This window comes from Pantoea sp. ACRSB, from assembly GCF_022346905.1.
GTDB lineage: Bacteria > Pseudomonadota > Gammaproteobacteria > Enterobacterales > Enterobacteriaceae > Pantoea > Pantoea piersonii.
Genome location: NZ_JAKRNL010000013.1, coordinates 18,906 through 35,777, shown reverse-complemented (window position 1 = coordinate 35,777; position 16,872 = coordinate 18,906). Strand labels below are relative to the sequence as shown.

At 56.5% G+C, this 16,872-nt stretch carries 16 protein-coding genes and 1 pseudogene; 12 read left to right on the top strand and 5 right to left on the bottom strand.

The features are described 5' to 3' along the window. Positions 1 to 117: pseudogene (locus tag MHZ89_RS21630) on the top strand (N-acetyltransferase); the annotation flags it as partial. A gap of 198 nt (positions 118 to 315) precedes the next feature. Continuing rightward, positions 316 to 1,431, top strand: a complete 1,116-nt coding sequence (locus MHZ89_RS21625; protein WP_311784577.1) for a metallophosphoesterase — start codon at positions 316 to 318, stop codon at positions 1,429 to 1,431. Positions 1,432 to 1,520: 89 nt separating this feature from the next. Here MHZ89_RS21625 and MHZ89_RS21620 read toward each other — a convergent pair whose 3' ends face one another. The 3 genes from MHZ89_RS21620 to MHZ89_RS21610 all read right to left on the bottom strand — a co-directional run bounded on the left by MHZ89_RS21620 (position 1,521) and on the right by MHZ89_RS21610 (position 5,389). Beyond that, the gene (locus MHZ89_RS21620; protein ID WP_311784576.1) at positions 1,521 to 2,501 is read right to left on the bottom strand and encodes a VOC family protein; all 981 of its coding nucleotides are present in this window, start codon (positions 2,499 to 2,501) and stop codon (positions 1,521 to 1,523) included. A 43-nt stretch (positions 2,502 to 2,544) separates the two neighbouring features. Further along, positions 2,545 to 3,924, bottom strand: a complete 1,380-nt coding sequence (locus MHZ89_RS21615) for an aromatic acid/H+ symport family MFS transporter (protein WP_311784575.1) — start codon at positions 3,922 to 3,924, stop codon at positions 2,545 to 2,547. Positions 3,925 to 4,159: 235 nt separating this feature from the next. Continuing rightward, positions 4,160 to 5,389, bottom strand: a complete 1,230-nt coding sequence (locus MHZ89_RS21610; RefSeq protein WP_311784574.1) for a LysR family transcriptional regulator — start codon at positions 5,387 to 5,389, stop codon at positions 4,160 to 4,162. Between the two features lie 126 nt (positions 5,390 to 5,515). Here MHZ89_RS21610 and galB point away from each other — a divergent pair, with 126 nt between their 5' ends. The 5 genes from galB (at position 5,516) to MHZ89_RS21585 (ending at position 10,274) form a co-directional block, all read left to right on the top strand. Continuing rightward, positions 5,516 to 6,256, top strand: a complete 741-nt coding sequence (gene galB, locus MHZ89_RS21605; RefSeq protein ID WP_311784573.1) for a 4-oxalmesaconate hydratase — start codon at positions 5,516 to 5,518, stop codon at positions 6,254 to 6,256. Continuing rightward, on the top strand, positions 6,253 to 6,969 hold the full coding sequence (locus MHZ89_RS21600; RefSeq protein WP_120456133.1) for a 4-carboxy-4-hydroxy-2-oxoadipate aldolase/oxaloacetate decarboxylase: 717 nt from the start codon (positions 6,253 to 6,255) through the stop codon (positions 6,967 to 6,969). The genes galB and MHZ89_RS21600 overlap by 4 nt, the downstream gene beginning before the upstream one ends. A gap of 2 nt (positions 6,970 to 6,971) precedes the next feature. Continuing rightward, on the top strand, positions 6,972 to 8,066 hold the full coding sequence (locus MHZ89_RS21595) for a 4-oxalomesaconate tautomerase (protein ID WP_311784572.1): 1,095 nt from the start codon (positions 6,972 to 6,974) through the stop codon (positions 8,064 to 8,066). Beyond that, positions 8,066 to 8,941, top strand: coding sequence for a DUF1932 domain-containing protein (locus MHZ89_RS21590; protein WP_311784571.1), 876 nt, complete (start codon positions 8,066 to 8,068; stop codon positions 8,939 to 8,941). The genes MHZ89_RS21595 and MHZ89_RS21590 overlap by 1 nt, the downstream gene beginning before the upstream one ends. A 100-nt stretch (positions 8,942 to 9,041) precedes the next feature. Next, positions 9,042 to 10,274, top strand: a complete 1,233-nt coding sequence (locus MHZ89_RS21585; RefSeq protein ID WP_311784570.1) for an MFS transporter — start codon at positions 9,042 to 9,044, stop codon at positions 10,272 to 10,274. A gap of 12 nt (positions 10,275 to 10,286) precedes the next feature. Here the strand turns inward: MHZ89_RS21585 and MHZ89_RS21580 are convergent, their stop codons facing one another. Then, the gene (locus MHZ89_RS21580; protein ID WP_311784569.1) at positions 10,287 to 11,183 is read right to left on the bottom strand and encodes an alpha/beta hydrolase; all 897 of its coding nucleotides are present in this window, start codon (positions 11,181 to 11,183) and stop codon (positions 10,287 to 10,289) included. Positions 11,184 to 11,196: 13 nt separating this feature from the next. On the opposite strand from MHZ89_RS21580, the gene MHZ89_RS21575 reads away from it, so the two are divergent. Further along, complete coding sequence (locus tag MHZ89_RS21575) at positions 11,197 to 11,352, top strand: hypothetical protein (protein WP_311784568.1); 156 nt, start codon at positions 11,197 to 11,199, stop codon at positions 11,350 to 11,352. A gap of 212 nt (positions 11,353 to 11,564) precedes the next feature. Further along, positions 11,565 to 12,812, top strand: coding sequence for an aromatic amino acid transporter (locus MHZ89_RS21570; protein ID WP_311784567.1), 1,248 nt, complete (start codon positions 11,565 to 11,567; stop codon positions 12,810 to 12,812). 227 nt (positions 12,813 to 13,039) lie between these two features. Here the strand turns inward: MHZ89_RS21570 and MHZ89_RS21565 are convergent, their stop codons facing one another. Next, positions 13,040 to 13,792, bottom strand: a complete 753-nt coding sequence (locus MHZ89_RS21565) for a FadR/GntR family transcriptional regulator (protein ID WP_311784566.1) — start codon at positions 13,790 to 13,792, stop codon at positions 13,040 to 13,042. Between the two features lie 194 nt (positions 13,793 to 13,986). Between MHZ89_RS21565 and MHZ89_RS21560 the strand changes: the two genes are divergently transcribed. The 3 genes from MHZ89_RS21560 to MHZ89_RS21550 are packed head-to-tail and all read left to right on the top strand — an operon-like array spanning position 13,987 to position 16,872. Continuing rightward, complete coding sequence (locus MHZ89_RS21560) at positions 13,987 to 14,727, top strand: SDR family oxidoreductase (RefSeq protein WP_311784565.1); 741 nt, start codon at positions 13,987 to 13,989, stop codon at positions 14,725 to 14,727. 13 nt (positions 14,728 to 14,740) lie between these two features. Further along, positions 14,741 to 15,589, top strand: a complete 849-nt coding sequence (locus MHZ89_RS21555) for a fumarylacetoacetate hydrolase family protein (protein WP_311784564.1) — start codon at positions 14,741 to 14,743, stop codon at positions 15,587 to 15,589. Then, a complete protein-coding gene (locus MHZ89_RS21550) occupies positions 15,586 to 16,872 on the top strand; it encodes an L-fuconate dehydratase (protein WP_126690215.1) in 1,287 nt (428 codons plus the stop codon). The genes MHZ89_RS21555 and MHZ89_RS21550 overlap by 4 nt, the downstream gene beginning before the upstream one ends.

Genomic DNA, 16,872 nt, shown 5'->3' with positions numbered 1-16,872 from the left:
CTGACGTCGGAAATTTGCAGCGGCGCAGTGATTGGCGCAGGAAGCGTAGTGACGAAACCTGTGCTAATCAAAGGGGTCTATGCTGGAAACCCGGCGAAACTCCTGAGACCGCTCTAGCGCTGGGCATCTCTCCTGCCTGACAACATCAGGGCTGCGATGATAGCGGCTAACCCTGACTCATCATGTTCCTGACGCGCCGTTTTGTGCCGGAAACCAGGCGGCGCAGGCCGCGACTGGCTGCGTTCATGCTACGCTTCAGTTTTTGACCGGCCTTATTTATTGCGCTGAATAAGCGCATACCAACAGGGAAGAGCGATGTTTCATCTGATTTTTAGTATACCGAGCTGGTACGTTATCGCGCGTTTCGTTTTCCCATTAGCGATGCCGCTAATATTAAAAATTATCCTGTCCTTACTGGTTTTGCTGGCCTCGCAATATCTGCTGATAAGCCGGTTTACCGCAGGCGGCATCTTTTCACCCGAAATGCCTCGCGCGCTTACCATTCTCTTTAACTGGGCGTTTGGCGCCGTATTGTTTCTTGCGCTCTTACAGCTGCTGCTCGACGCTGTGGCGCTGTTTTCGCTGCTGATAAGGCATCCGTTAGAGATTACGCCGATGGTGCGTTATCTGGCTGCAATTATTGCCATGACGCTGGCAACCGCAGGCGTGCACCAGGCAATACGCGTGCCGCCGGTAAAAGATGTCACCATCAGAATCAAAAACCTGCCCCGTGAATTTGAAGGCTATCAGCTACTCCAGCTCACGGACCTGCATATCACCAAACTTTTTAACGCCGCCTGGGCCGCAAAGATGGTAGAGAGGGCGATCTCCCTTAACGCCGATCTAATCGTTGTTACGGGCGACGTTATTGATGGCACCGTACAGAACCGCAGGGAGGATGTGGAGCCGTTACGTCATCTGCATGCGCCGGATGGCGTTTTTGCCATCACCGGCAATCACGAATATTTTTTTGAACAGCAGCGATGGACCGAACATCTGGCCTCACTGGGACTGCAACCTTTACTCAACAGCCACGTTGTAATCAAACGCGGCGACGCCGGGTTGGTCATTGCTGGCCTGCCGGATGCCTCGGCGTCACGAAGGCATGCCGTCGGCCCCGATCTGGCGAAAGCGCTGGAGGGCGCGCCAGCAAATGCGCCTGTCATTTTGCTCGATCACCAGCCGCGCAACGCGCGCAGCAATGCGCTGCAAAAGGTTGATTTACAGCTTTCTGGCCATACGCATGGCGGGCTTATCGTTGGGCTGGACCGGCTGTTTGCCAAACCCAACGGCGGCTTTGTCTCGGGGCTATACCATGTGGATGGCATGCAGCTCTACGTCAATAACGGAACCGCTCTCTGGCCTGGCATGGCGGTGAGGTTGGGGCGACCATCAGAATTGACGCGTATTACGCTGAAACGCCAGGAGTAGGACTTTCAGAGAGCAATAGCTCGCGAGCGGTCGGCGACGCGAGCAGCCTGAAACAAAAAAGGCCGCGCAAAGACGGCCGGTTATCTGCGTTAATCCTTAAGCTGCTTCGGCGTCGGCGGCGTGCCGTGGGTATGGAAGGTTTCGATGGTTTTAAGGCCCCAGGCCTGTCCTTTTTTCCGTTCCGTCTCTGTCCAGACAATGGTTTGCCAGTCCGGCGCCAGGATCAGGCGGGCGCCGGAGTTCGCCAGTTCGATGCGGTTGCCGGCAGGCTCCCAGACGTAAAGGAAAAAAGTGCCCTGAATTGCGTGCTTATGCGGGCCTGTCTCGATGTGAATGCCATTTTCCAGGAAGATGTCCGCCGCACGCAGAATATCTTCCCGCGAGTCGGTGGCGTAGGTCACATGATGCAGACGCCCATTGCCGCCGCCGTGTTCTTCGGTGCAGGCCAGATCGTAGGTTTTATTATTGACAGTGAACCAGCAACCGCCGATACGACCGTTATCCAGCTGTATCATCTCGGTTACCCGTGAGCCGAGGCAGGTTTCCATAAAGTTCTTAAACTCGCGCACGTCCGCAGCCAGCAGATTAAGGTGATCGAGGCGACGCGGGCAGGCGCCGCGTCCGTGGTAGCGCTGCGCCAGGTTTTTCAGCGAAGGGCGCTCATTCTCTTCGGCCTGGTATCGAACAGTATCGTAATAGATCTCAAAAACATGACCAAAGGGATCGGCAAAGCGAAAAGCGCGCCCATGTCCGCGATCCTCATCCACCCAGCCCAGGACGTCATACTGGCTGGCCTCAATGGCTGCTACGCGTCGCATTAGCGCGGCTTCCGAACTGGCGCGATAGGCAATATGCCCCACGCCAGTGGTGTGATGGCGGGTAAGCTTTAAGCTGTGGAATTCGTAATCATCCCAGGCGCGTAGCCATGCATGGTTTTCATCCTGGGCCGAGATGGTAAGACCATAAACGTTAACGAAGAAATCGAGGCTCTCTTCGAACTTATCGCTGTAAATTTCAACGTGAGCCAGATGGGCAATATCGAAACAGGGTTCCGCTATTTGATTTGTCATAATAATATTCCTTTTAATTTATTCAGGCTGTGCAAGCCAGATTTCATCTGTTATTTAAAGTTTGTGACAGCGAAGGAATGTCATTTAAATCTGCCCCTTTAATTTTTAAAGAGAGCGCGACATTACGGTGCATCACGATACTTATCGCTGCGAATAGCGCGGGGGCGGCCAGAATATAGTAAATGGCAGACTGGGCAGGAAACGCCCCCATCAGCAGCCCGCCAACGGACGAGCTTAAAATCGCGCCTGTGCGGCCAATGCCATGCATCCAGCTCACACCGGTTGCGCGGATCTCGGTGGGATAATAGGCGGGCGAGTAAACCTGCAAACCATTTTGCGCGCCGTTAATGCACATGCCGATAACGAAGATAAACACGCCCAGAGCCGCGCCGGAAAAGCCGAACAACCCTTGTGCCAGCAGGCAGAGGCAGCCCAGCAGGTAAACCACGCCGATAACATATCTGGCGTTAAGCTTATCCATCAGCGCGCCGACCATTATTCCTCCCAGCGGGCCGCCGAGCTGGAACAGACCCGCCAGGATGGCAGCCTGCTCCAGCGAGATGCCGCCGGAACGCATAATCGTAGGCAGCCAGCCGTTCAGCAGATAGATCACAAACAGCCCCATAAAATAGGTAACCCACAAGATGATGGTGCCGCGGGCGAAACCATGCCGAAACAGCTGAGAAATGGTGCTGTTGCGGTTAATGCGCGGTGAATTAAGCACAAAGGAAGCGTCCTGAGTGAAGTGGCCGCCCATGCGGTTCAGAAGCGCGGCGATTTTTTCTCGCGGCGCCCTGCGCACCAGCAAACTAAACGCCGATTCCGGCAGCAGCAGGCTCAGGAAGGGCAGCAGCACCAGCGGCACAGCGCCGCCAAAAATCAGTACGGCCGTCCAGTTGTAGTGGGCCAGCAGCGCGGCGGCGATAAATCCGCCCAGCCCCGAGCCAATGTTGAAACCGCTAAACATCAGCGTAATCATGACGCCCTTGCGGCGTTCAGGCATATATTCCGCCAGCAGCGTCACGCAGTTAGGCATAACGGCACCCAGGCCAAGCCCGGCGACAAAGCGCATCAGCGCCATCTGCAACGGCGTTGTGGCGAAGGCGCACACCAGGCTGAAAACAGAGAACATCAGCACCGAGAGCAAAATAATCTTTTTACGGCCAAAGCGATCGGATAACGGCCCTGCGATAAGCGCGCCAATGGCGACGCCAAACATGGCCGCACCCAGAATCGGCCCCATAGCCGCGCGGGATATGTGCCACTCTTCAATAAGTGCAGGCGCGATAAATCCCATGACGGCCGCATCGTAGCCATCAAACATAATGATGATCAGACAGAGGATCAGCACGCGCCACTGAAAGGCTGAAATGGGTCGCGAATCAATCCAGGCCTTGATATCGACCAGCTTGTTTGTGTTCATGGTTAGCTCTCTTGTCAGGCACTGAGGGTCGTTTTTGTCGTAGTAAGAGTTTTAACAATCCAGTTACACGGTAAGCAGAGTGGCGCATGGTGTCTGTCAAAAAAGGCTTTTAGAGGTATGAGTTGCGTTTATATTGTGAGCGAGTTGGCATACTCCCGAACGCAAATAACGGCCCTGAACATGCCACAAGCGGGCCTGTAACGCAGGGCGGAAGCGGGTAGCGTATGAATTTCGTTTAGGAAGCGTATGGCGCGGCTTCAGCGTTAATAGCGTCAATCAACGCCAGCGTAGCGGGAGAGTGAAGTGCGGTATGCCGCAGGGTGATGCCAATTTCACGTCGCGTGTCCGATAGCGGTAAAGTCAGCGGCAACAAAGCGCCGGCGCGCAATTCATATTCCAGCTGATGGCGAGAGACCGCCGCCACCATATCGGAGTTCATCAGAAGTCCGCGTACTATTGCCAGATCGCCGCTCTCCACGACCGGCAGTGGGGCAGGCATTCCCAGCGTTCTGAAAGCGCGATCCAGCAAATGCCGCGCCGGCGTATTATCGCGCGGCAAAATCCACTGGGCGCTGGCGAGATCGGCAGGCGCCAGCGGTTTGCCCGCTAAAGGGTGCTGCGGCCGAACCACCAGCACTAGCTCTTCGGTAAACAGCACCTGACTGGCGATATCGTTGACCTCCTCATCATGGCGCAGCGCGCCCAGAATCAGATCCACCTCGCCGGCGCGTAATTCAGTGACCAGGGCGCTATAGGCGCTCTCGTTAGTGACCACCTTAACCGCCGGGTGCGCCGCCACAAGGCGCGCAATAGCGCGAGGCAAAATGGTACTGCGGCACAGGGGCAGCGCGCCCACGTTGACGGTGCCCTGCAATACGCCCGCCTGCGCCGCCAGATCTTCCGGTATGTGACGAATTTCATTCAGCGAGCGGCTGATATGCGGCGCCATTTCCCGCGCGGCTGCGGAGGGGATCATGCCTTTAGGCGAACGCTGGAACAGGGCGACGCCCGCGCCTTTCTCCAGCACTTTTAACGCGGCGCTGACGGCAGGCTGGCTGATATTCAACAGGCTGGCCACGCTCTGCGTATGGTGCAGATGGTAAAGCCGTAAAAAGATTTGCAGCCGCCTGACGTTAAACAGCCAGACAGGCTCGGCGTCATCACGCAGGCTTTCCCGCTGCTTAAACCGCGCCAGCAGGGCTGGGATCTGATTCAGCTCCTGAATGGCGCGCTGCGCGCGGGGCAACACGCATTTGCCATGCTCGGTTAATAGCATGCCGCTGGCGTGCCGCTCAAAAAGCGGGACGGCTAATGTGTGTTCCAGATCACGTATAGAACGCGTAATCGCAGACTGGGTTCGAAATAAATTTTCAGCAGCGCTGGAGACAGTACCCCTTTCGGCAACCATGCAAAGAGAGCGTAGCTGCATGATTTTAATATCATTATCTTCCTGTTTTCTTTTCATGGTCACCACAGGCTAAGGCGGGATCGTAATCACAACATAAATAAAAATCATAGCTGACGCAATGAAAGGCATTATTCGCCTGAAAAGCCGCGTGCCAGGATGAAAAAAACGCAACAGCAGGGAAACATGATGGAAAACTCAGTGAAAAAAAGTGCTTTAGTGGTAAGTGCGCATTCTGCTGATTTTGTCTGGCGGGCAGGCGGGGCGATTGCCCTGCATCATTCTCGCGGTTATGACGTGCACGTCGTCTGCCTCTCCTTTGGCGAGCGCGGGGAGTCAGCGAAGCTATGGCGCAAAGGCAATATGACGGAGGAGAAGGTAAAGGAGCACCGTCGTACTGAAGCGGAAGCCGCGGCTAAGGTGCTGGGCGCCAGCATCGAATTTTTTGACTTAGGCGATTACCCGCTGCGTGCCGATAAAGAGACGCTGTTTCGCCTGGCGGATGTGTTTCGTCGCGTGCAGCCGCACTTCGTGCTGACGCACTCGGTTGCTGACCCTTATAACTACGATCACCCTCTGGCGGCCCACCTGACGCAGGAGGCGCGCATTATCGCCCAGGCTGAAGGCTATCGTCCGGGCGAACCCATCGTAGGCGCGCCGCCGGTTTACTGTTTTGAACCTCATCAGCCGGAACAGTGCCAGTGGAAGCCGGATGTGCTGCTCGATATTACGTCCGTCTGGGACAAAAAATATGAAGCCATTCAGTGCATGGCCGGTCAGGAACATCTGTGGGAATACTATACCCGCGTGGCGTTGCAGCGCGGCGTACAGGCGAAACGCAATACCGGCATCACTTCTACCCGCGTTATCACCCACGGCGAAGGGTATCAGAGCCTGTTCCCGCGCGTAACTGAGGATCTGGCATGAGTCTGGTAAATAAAAAAGGCGTCGTGGTTCGCCACATTGAGCGTGCCAGCAGCGAGTTAGTGAAACAGTTTGCCCGATATGGCGTGGCGACGGTTCATGAAGCACAGCAGCGTCAGGGCCTGCTCGACGTGCGGGTGCGGCCTGTTCAGCAGAACGTTACCGTTTCAGGTAGCGCTGTGACCGTACTGGTCTCTCCCGGCGACAACTGGATGTTTCATGTCGCGGTAGAGCAGTGCCAGCCAGGCGATCTGCTGCTCGTTGCCCCCACGTCTGATTGTTATGACGGCTTCTTTGGCGATCTGCTCGCGACCTCTTTAAAAGCGCGCGGCGTCGTGGCGCTGGTAGGGGATATCGGTATCCGCGACAGCCAGACGCTGCGAGAAATGAACTTCCCCGTCTGGTCACGCGCCGTCTATGCGCAGGGCACCGTTAAAGCGACGGTGGGCTCGGTGAATGTTCCGCTGATCTGCGCCGGCCAGCTGGTTTATCCGGGCGATATCGTGGTCGCGGATGACGATGGCGTCGTGATCGTGCCGCGCGCAGATGCCGCCGCGGTGGCGCAGGCTGCGGAGCAGCGCGTCGCTAATGAAGAGAGTAAGCGTGTGCGGCTGGCGGCTGGCGAGCTTGGCCTGGATATCTATCAGATGCGCGCGCAGCTGGCTGAAAAAGGATTGCGCTACGTCGATTCTCTGGATGAGCTGCAGAAGAGTTGATCATGAAACAGACCCTTATTCCCTGCGTATTAATGCGTGGCGGCACCTCTAAAGCCGCCTGTTTTCTCGCCAGCGATCTGCCCGCCGAGGCGCAGCTGCGCGATAAGGTCTTACTGGCGGCGATGGGCTCACCCGATCCGCGCCAGATTGACGGCCTGGGCGGGGCCGATCCGCTGACCAGCAAAGTCGCGATTATTTCATCCTCCGCGCGCGCGGATGCTGATGTTGACTACCTCTTCGCCCAGGTCAACGTCGATAAGGCGGTGGTGGATTACGGGCAAAACTGCGGCAATATTCTTGCCGCCGTCGCGCCTTTCGCCGTGGAAAAAGGGCTGGTCAAGGCACAGGGCGACGTCACGCGGGTGCGTATTTTTATGGTCAACACCGGCCAAATCGCAGAGGCGAACATCGCCACGCCAGATAGCGCCGTTGAGTATCAGGGCGAGACGAAGATAGATGGCGTGCCCGGCTCTGCCGCCGAACAGGTGTTGAACTTCCAGGATATTGCCGGTTCCACCTGCGGCGCGCTCCTGCCCACCGGGAACGCGCGCGACACCTTTGACGGCATTGAGGTGACCTGTATTGATAACGGCATGCCGGTAGTCTTGCTGCGCGCCGCCGATCTGCAACGCAGCGGGCTGGAAACGCGCGAGCAGCTGGACAATGACGATGAGCTGAAAGCGCGCCTGGAATCGATTCGCCTGCAGGCGGGGCCACGCATGAACCTGGGAGATGTAGCGAAACGCACCGTACCGAAGATGACGCTGATCGCCGCGCCGGAAAAGGGCGGCGCACTCACCACCCGCACTTTTATTCCCCATCGCTGCCACGCTTCAATCGGGGTGTTAGGGGCGGTGAGCGTGGCGACCGCCTGCCTGATACCCGGTTCGGTAACAGAAGGGCTGGCGCAGGTCAGCGAGGCGAAGGAACAGCGTCTGGCAATAGAACATCCCGAAGGCGAATTCAGCGTGATGCTCACGCGGGATGAGGCGGGCAACGTGGTAAACAGTGGACTGATTCGCACCGCACGTCTGCTGTTTGACGGGCGTGTCGCGATCCCGGGTTCGCTTTGGTCGGGCAAACAGGGAGAAGTGTAATGACGCGCATAGCAATTATTGGCTTTGGCGAAGCAGGGCAAATTTACGCGCAGGAGCTGGCGCGCGCCGCAAATGTGCGCGTCTGGGATAAAAAGTTTCTTACTGAGCAAGGCGCTTCGTTACGGGCGATAGCGGAACAGGCCGCGGTTCAGCCAGCCAGCTCGATGGCGGATGCGCTGGAAGGGGCTGAGTTTGTGCTGTCGCTGGTTACAGCAGGAAATGCCCTGGAGGTCGCCGCGCAGGCGGCGCCGCTGCTGGGTAGCGGACAGCTTTTTCTCGACTTCAACTCCGTTGCGCCTGAAACCAAGCGCGCGGCGGCGAAGGCGATAAAAAAGGGTGACGGAGACTATCTGGACGTTGCGGTAATGGCTCCCGTTCCACCTAAACGATTGCAGACGCCGCTGCTGACAGGCGGCGAAGCGGCGGCTCGTGCCGCAGTCGCGCTGTGCATGCTGGGCTGCAACGCACGCGCGGCCAGTAACAATATTGGGGACGTTTCGGCAATCAAGATGTGTCGCAGCGTGATGATAAAAGGTCTGGAGGCGCTCACCACCGAATGCCTCAGCGCCGCACAGCAGTATGGCGTAGAAGAGGCCGTTCTTGCTTCGCTGCATGCCAGCTTTCCATCGCTGGGATGGGACGATCAGCTGCCGCACTACCTTATCAGCCGGGTGGCGGAGCATGGCGTCAGACGCGCCGAAGAGATGGGGGAAGTGGTTAAAACGCTACAGGATGTTGGCGTCGCTGCGTTCATGAGCCAGGCAACGCAGCAGATACAGGCTGGGCTGCCGGCAACCATGGCTGAGCGCGGCGTGAGCTATCAGGAATTAACGCCTTTCGTCTGGCAGGAGGCGATGGCGCGTCTCGCCGGGTAAATTTCTTCGCCTGACCAGAATAATTATTCAATGCACCTTATGGCCTCATCTTTTCTGAGAAGAGGCTTTTATTCTTTTTATTATAAACGGCAGGTGAATAATGAAAGCAGGATGGTACAGCGAATTAAATAAAGACGAAAAGAAAACCTGGTGGGCCTGCCTGGGCGGCTTTACGCTGGATTCTATGGACAGCACCATTTATTCGCTGGTCATGCCGATATTATTAAGTCTGGCGATCCTGACTAAATCAGAAGCGGGTATTTTAAGTTCAGCATCACTTATCGGCAGTGCGCTTGGCGGCTGGAGCGCAGGTATGCTTGCCGATCGCTGGGGGCGTATACGCGTGATGCAGCTGACAGTATTATGGGTAGCCTGCTTTACGGCACTGACTGCGCTCTGTGGCGAATTCTGGCAGTTTTTAGCCGTCCGTTTTCTACAGGGATTAGGCTATGGCGGAGAGGTGGTAGTCGGCGGCGTGTTGATCAGCGAAGTGATTCGCGCCAGCTATCGTGGCCGCGTCGGCGCCTCGATCCAGAGCGGATATGCGCTTGGCTACGCGATATCGTTAGCGGTTTTGCCGGTACTGCTTAATTTCTTTTCGCAAGAGTTAGCCTGGAAGCTTTTTTTCCTTATCGGTATTATTCCGGCTGTGCTTGTCTGGTTTATTCGCCGCCTGGTTCCGGAGTCGCCCGTTTTTACCCGCACCAGCGAGAACAGGCAAAAAAGCAAAATAGGCGACATCTTTCATCAAAAGCATCGGCGTATAACCGTGACGGCGACGCTGCTCGCCAGCGGCATATTTGGCGGCGCGTACATTATGATCACCTGGCTGCCTACCTATTTACGTATGGAGCTGGGATTGCCGGTGGTCTCTATGTCCGGCTATTTAGCGATCAATATTATTGGATCGCTGGTAGGGCCTTTTATTTATGGCAGATTAAGCGATAACTTAGGGCGCTGGAAAACCATTATTCTTTTTCTGATTGGTCAAATCGTCGTAGTCAGCGTCTATATGTTTGCTGACATTAGTCTGAATATCACCCTGGCGCTGGGGTTTTTCCTGGGCGCGTTGCAGGGCGGGTTAGCTTCAGGCTTAACGCCCGCTTTCTCGGAGCTTTACCCAACCTCTATCCGCGGGAGCGGCGCAGGATTCTGCGCCAGTTTTGGGCGAGGATTCGGCTCGTTAATGCCTGCGCTGGTGGGCATCGCGTCCAGCCAGATCCACTTAGGCTATGCAATGGGCATACTGGCTATTACATCCTATGCCATCGGGATTATTGCGGCGCTCTGCCTGCCCAATGCCACCGGCGTCGATCTGACAAAAATTGAGTAAAGAGCCAGCCCCTTAGCGGGGGCTGCCTGCAAAGAAACGCGTTAATGCCTCCGCGACGGCTTCGGGCTTTTCCTCTGGCAGGAAGTGTCCGCAATCTTTAATGGTTTCTCCAGTGACGTCGGCGGCATAAGCACGCAGCGCGGCGGACATATCAGGGATTGAACCTTGATCGGCGCTTAAGCCCAGTACCGGCATCATGAGTTTGCCTTGTTGAGATAGCGCCCGGTTCTGCTCTGCGGATAATGCCGCGGAGCGGTAAAACGCCAGGCCAGATCTCATGCCGCCGGGAGCACTGTAAATCCTTAAGTATTCAGCGATTGCCTCCTCGCCGTAACAGGCGGGGCTGGCGGTTTTATTCCAGAAAAACCATTCAAGATAGGCTCTCTCTCGCCCTGCGAGCAGTATCTCAGGGAGATCCGGTACGGCGTGAAAAGAGAAGTGCCAGGTTTTCCAGGCGTTTCTGGAAGCGGTGGGCAGCATATCGGGAAGGGTAACGCCAGGAATGCCAGCATCCATTAATACCAGTGATGCGACTTCGTCAGCAAATAAGTGTGCGTAGGGAAAGGCGACCCAGGCGCCGACGTCATGAGCGGCAAGGCAATATCGCTTTACGCCAAGGTGATCCAGCAGATCGTGAACGCGGTTAGCGACGGTGTGCGTGTCGTAGCCGTCGAGCGGCCGATCGCTGTCTCCCTGGCCGGGTAAATCCAGCGCGATGATATGGAAGTGACGACCAAGCAGCGGCATAACGTGTCGCCAGGCATACCAGCTCTCTGGAAACCCCGCCACCAGAACCACGGTACTCCCTTCCTGCGTGCCGCCCTCGACATAGTGAAAGCGCAACCCCTTAGCCGTGGCGAATTTATGGCTGAAACCTTCTGGCGGCGACGGCATAGTTCCATGAATCATAATCTTGTCCTTTATGAGAAAAGAAAACACGGTATCGCAACGCGCCGATCTGGCGATCCAGGCGAGCGTCACTCAGGGTCTGCATCACGCGATAAAAATAGATGACACCTGCTCAGACCCGTACTGGCGCGGCCTGCGCAACGGCGGCATCGCCTCTCTGTTAAATTAGGAAACGATCATATCCTAATTGTGGCGCGCAGAATGCGTCAAGCTTCATATCCGCTTTCCTTCAAGAGACGCATAGATTAACCCACGATTTAACCGGTGCGCTGGTGATAACCATAGCGGTTGACGTGCCGGGACCGGTTGAGCCTGGACAGAACCACCCGCTAATGAGGTATGCTCTGCCATCGCTTTTTAGCCTTTTTATCGGAACAAGTAATGACAGAAACAGCATTAACACGGCGTCAGCCTTCAGTATGGTGGGGCGCCATGATTATCTGCGGAACGGTGGTAGGCGCAGGGATGTTTACGCTGCCGGTTGTAATGGCTGGCGCCTGGTTCGGCTGGTCGCTGTTTATCCTGCTGGTCAGCTGGGGATCGATGCTGCTGTCGGGGCTGATGTTTTTAAAGGCCAGCCGCTATTTCCCGACAGGTGCTGGCTACGATACGCTGACCCGCGCACTGTTAGGACGCGGCTGGGCCGCCATCAATGGCCTGAGCATTCTCTTTGTGCTGGGTATTCTGACTTATGCCTATATTTCTGCGAGCGGGCCAGTCTATCAGCATTCTCTTAACAGCGCGGGCCTGCCGGTTTCAAACGCGGGCGCAAAAGTGATCCTGACGCTGTGCGTCGCCGCCGTCGTCTGGCTGGGAACGAAAGGGGTCAGCAGGATCATGACTTTTTGCGTGCTGGCCAAACTTCTGCTGCTGGTCTCCGTTTTTGGTGGATTGCTCACGCAAGTAAGCCTGTTCACCCTTACCAATGCAGGTTCCGACGCGCAGTCTTACTGGCCTTATGTATTAGGCGTGCTGCCATTCTGCCTCGCGTCGTTTGGTTATCATGGCAATATTACCGGCCTGATAACCTACTATGCTGGCGAAGAGAAAAAGGTCCGACGCGCTCTGGTGTTCGGCACCCTGATGTCGCTGATTATTTACCTGTTCTGGATGACCGGTACGATGGGCAATCTGCCGCGCGCCTCGTTTCCCGCCGTTGTGGCGGCCGGTGGCGATATTGCCGCGCTGCTTGCGGCATTACGCGACCGTCTTCATGTGGGCGCGCTGACCTTTATGATGACGCTTTTTTCACATTTCGCGGTTATTGCGTCGTTTTTAGGGGTGACAGCCGGTCTTTTTGACTTTATTGCCGACCGCCTGAAGCTGGGTAACACGCCTCTGGCACGTTTTAAGGTTGCCTTGCTGACGTTTGTACCCGCTCTGAGCGCCTCGCTATGGTTTCCGAACGGTTTTCTGGCTGCCATCGGCTTTGCCGGTCTTTTCGCCACGCTCTGGGCGGTTATCGTTCCGGCTTTGCTTTATATCAACGCGCAGAAGCGTTTCGCTGAGCAAAACGACAGAAGTAGATTGAGAAGCATTTTGCCAGGGATGGTTATCACCTTTGGTGTGCTGAATATTCTGGCCTGGACGCTGAGCTGGTTTAATTTACTGCCTGTTTTTAAGGGTTAGAGAAGTGTAAATGCTAACAGCCTGTCTGTATGAGGCCGGCTGTTAGTAAGGTAAAAATTCATATTTCGCTTAAAAATCGCTTATCGTCAGATAACCCAATACCTTACCGGCATATGCTTTATCCCCATCCTGACGCCTGAAAAATCCGTATGTCTGTTTGCCCCTTGTAAATGCTCTGGTACTTCCGAAAACCCGTTGACCCTCTATCTTTACTGCCGCAAGCAATCCTACTCCTGCACACGCTCAAAGGTGGCAATGACCCGATCGATATGCTGCTTCATCGCGACTCGCGCGGCCTTCCCGTCACGATTTTCAAGCGCAGTGAGAATCGTCAGGTGCTCCGTTTCCGAAACCAGCGGCATATCGCTCGGCGTATAGTGCGCCTGGAGCATACGGAACATACTGCCATAGCGATGCCCAAGCAGATGACCGATGATAAAACCATAGGCTGGATTACCGCTCGCCTGGGCAATGCGAATATGGAATAAGCGGTCGCCGGGATGGGTGCGTGACTGCGCGCGGTTATCTTCGCAGTTTTGCAAATAGGCCGCGCGGATTAGCGCCAGTTCCTCGTCACTGGCATGTATGGCAGCAAGCGCAGCGGCCTCTGGCTCGATCAGGCGCCGCGCCTGCAACAGCGAGAACGGCGGCAGTTCGGTGGAGAAATCCAGGTTAATCCCCAGTTCATCGTCCGGCTCAATCCACTGATCGCGTCCGGCCTGCATCATCACAGGTTCCTGCGTACTGGAACGCGCTTTCACAATCACGCCGTTGCCGACTTTCACATCCACCAGCCCAATCACTTCCAGCGCGATTAACGCTTCACGCACTGATGCACGACTCACCTGCAGCTGCTCGGCCAGCTCCCGCTCCGCTGGCAGGCGGCTGCCGGGAGGAAATTCATTGTTGTCGATAAGCTTGATTAGCTGGTCGGCTATCTGTCTGTAAAGTCTTGGGTTTTCCATCTTTTTTATCGGCATGGCACTGCTACCTGTCTAAATAAATTAAGTGACCAGATGCACAAATAATCGTCAGGGCACTTGTCAATGTTACGCAAATGTCAATAAAACGTAATGCGTCAGCGAAAAAGTAGCCAGCGATATTTGCTAACCCGGAAGGGCAAAATTCACTTTTAATGGCCTGACCATTAGATCTTTGGACCAGAGGAAATGCAATGAATTTACACGGAAAACGCATATTAATCACCGCCGCCGGGCAGGGCATCGGGCTGGCCAGCGCGCGCTACTTCGCTGAGCAGGGCGCGGACGTTATCGCCAGCGATATCAACCTCGCCGCGCTACAGGCGTTGCCCGGTATTCGCGCTTACCCGCTGGACGTCACCGATCGTCAGGCGATTAACGCGGCGGCGCAAGAGCTTGGCACCCTCGACGTGCTGTTTAACTGCGCAGGCGTGGTACACAGCGGCAGCCTGCTGGCGTGCAGCGAACAGGAGTGGCAGTTCGCGCTTGATCTGAACGTTACGGCAATGTTCCACATGATCCAGGCGTTTCTCCCCGCGATGCTTAAACAGCAGAAGGGCTCGATTATTAACATGTCATCGGTGGCATCAAGCGTGAAAGGGGTGGCTAATCGCTTTGCCTATAGCGCAACCAAAGCGGCGGTGATTGGCCTGACGCGCTCGGTGGCGGCGGATTACATCGGCGACGGCATCCGCTGCAACGCTATTTGTCCCGGCACAGTGGATTCGCCGTCGCTGCGTCAGCGCATCGCCGCGCAGGCACAGGCGGAAGGAAGACCGGAAGCGGAAGTTTATGACGCTTTTGTCGCGCGTCAGCCCATTGGCCGTATCGGCAAGGCAGAGGAGATCGCGTATCTGGCGGCCTATCTGGCTTCTGATGCCAGCGCCTATACCACCGGTACCGCGCAGATTATTGATGGCGGCTGGAGCAACTAACAGGAGTGGAACAATGAAATTATTACGTGTGGGCGAACCGGGTAAAGAGCGCCCGGCAATGCTGGATGAGCAGGGCGAGCTACGCGATCTGTCGCATTACATTGATGACATCGCGGGCGATGCGCTGCTGCCGGACGCGCTCGACAGGCTGCGTCAGTTGCCGCTCAGCGAGCTGCCCAAAATCAGCGGGCAGCCGCGCACTGGCGCCTGCGTCGGGCGTATCGGCAAATTTATCTGTATCGGCCTGAACTATGCCGATCACGCTGCGGAGACCGGCGCAGAGATCCCGCAAGAGCCAGTGGTGTTCGGCAAATGGACCAGCGCGGTGGTCGGGCCAAACGATGCGGTGCGCATTCCACGCGGCTCGGTAAAAACCGACTGGGAGGTGGAGCTTGGCGTGGTGATCGGCAAAGGCGGCAGCTATATCGCGGAAGAGGATGCGCTGTCGCATGTTGCAGGCTACTGCGTGGTCAACGACGTCTCAGAACGGGAATATCAGATTGAACGCGGCGGCACCTGGGACAAAGGCAAAGGCTGCGACACCTTTGGCCCCATCGGCCCTTGGCTGGTGACCGCCGATGAAATTGCCGATCCGCAGCAGCTCGACCTGTGGCTGGAGGTAGACGGCAAGCGCTATCAGAACGGCAACACCCGCACCATGATCTTTTCGGTGGCGCATATCATCAGCTATCTCAGCCGGTTTATGAGCCTGCAGCCGGGCGACGTTATCTCTACCGGCACGCCACCGGGCGTTGGCATGGGGCAGAAACCGCCGGTCTACCTGCGTCCGGGCCAGGTCATCAGGTTAGGCATCGCTGGACTGGGTGAACAGCGTCAGATCACCGAGGGCAGCGAAGAATGACCAGACTGACCGCACTGCGCGTTGAAGATATCCGCTTTCCCACGTCCGAGCATCTTGACGGTTCGGATGCAATGAATCCCGACCCTGATTACTCTGCCGCTTACGTCATTATCGAAACTGATAACGCGGCGATCAGCGGTCACGGGCTGACCTTTACCATTGGGCGCGGCAATGAAATTTGCTGTGCGGCGATCCGCGCGCTGGAACATCTCATCGTCGGTCGTGAGCTGGAGTCCATTACCGCCGATATGGGGCAGTTCTGGCGCGACATAACCAGCGACAGCCAGCTGCGCTGGATCGGCCCGGATAAAGGCGCGATTCATCTGGCGACCGGCGCGGTAGTTAACGCGGTATGGGATCTCTGGGCGAAATCGGAAGAGAAGCCGCTGTGGCGGCTGGTGGCCGATATGTCGCCGCAGGCGCTGGTGCGCTGCATCGATTTCCGCTATCTCACTGACTGCATCACGCCGGACGAGGCGCTCGCCTTGCTGACGGCGCAGCAGGCGGGCAAAGCGGAGCGCATTCGCCAGCTTGAGCAGCAGGGTTATCCCTGCTACACCACCTCGGCGGGCTGGCTCGGCTATGACGACGATAAACTGCGCCGGCTCTGCCAGCAGGCAGTTGATGCCGGGTTCTCCCATATCAAGTTAAAAGTCGGACGCGACCTTGAAGACGATATTCGTCGCGTGCGTATTGCGCGCGAGGTGCTGGGGCCGGATCGCCAGCTGATGATCGACGCCAACCAGGTATGGGAAGTGAATGAGGCCATAGACTGGGTTCAGCAGCTGGCGTTCGCGCGCCCCTGGTTTATTGAGGAGCCGACAAGCCCGGACGATATCGAAGGGCATCGCAAAATTCGCCAGGGCGTAGCGCCGGTCAAGGTCGCAACCGGCGAGATGTGCCAGAACCGCATCATCTTTAAGCAGCTGATTATGCGTGAAGCGATCGATGTGGTGCAGATAGACGCCTGCCGCCTCGGCGGCGTTAACGAAGTGCTGGCGGTGATGTTAATGGCGGCAAAATATCAGCTGCCGGTATGCCCGCATGCTGGCGGCGTGGGGCTGTGCGAATACGTTCAGCACTTGTCGATGATCGACTTTGTCTGCATTGCCGGCAGCCATGAAGGCCGGGTCATCGAGTATGTTGATCATCTGCACGAACACTTTCTGCATCCCTGCGAAATCCGCGGCGCCAGCTATATGCCGCCGACCGCGCCGGGTTTCTCCATTGAGATGTATCCCGCTTCGCGCGAGAAATACCGCTATCGCGCGCAGGGAGGCTGA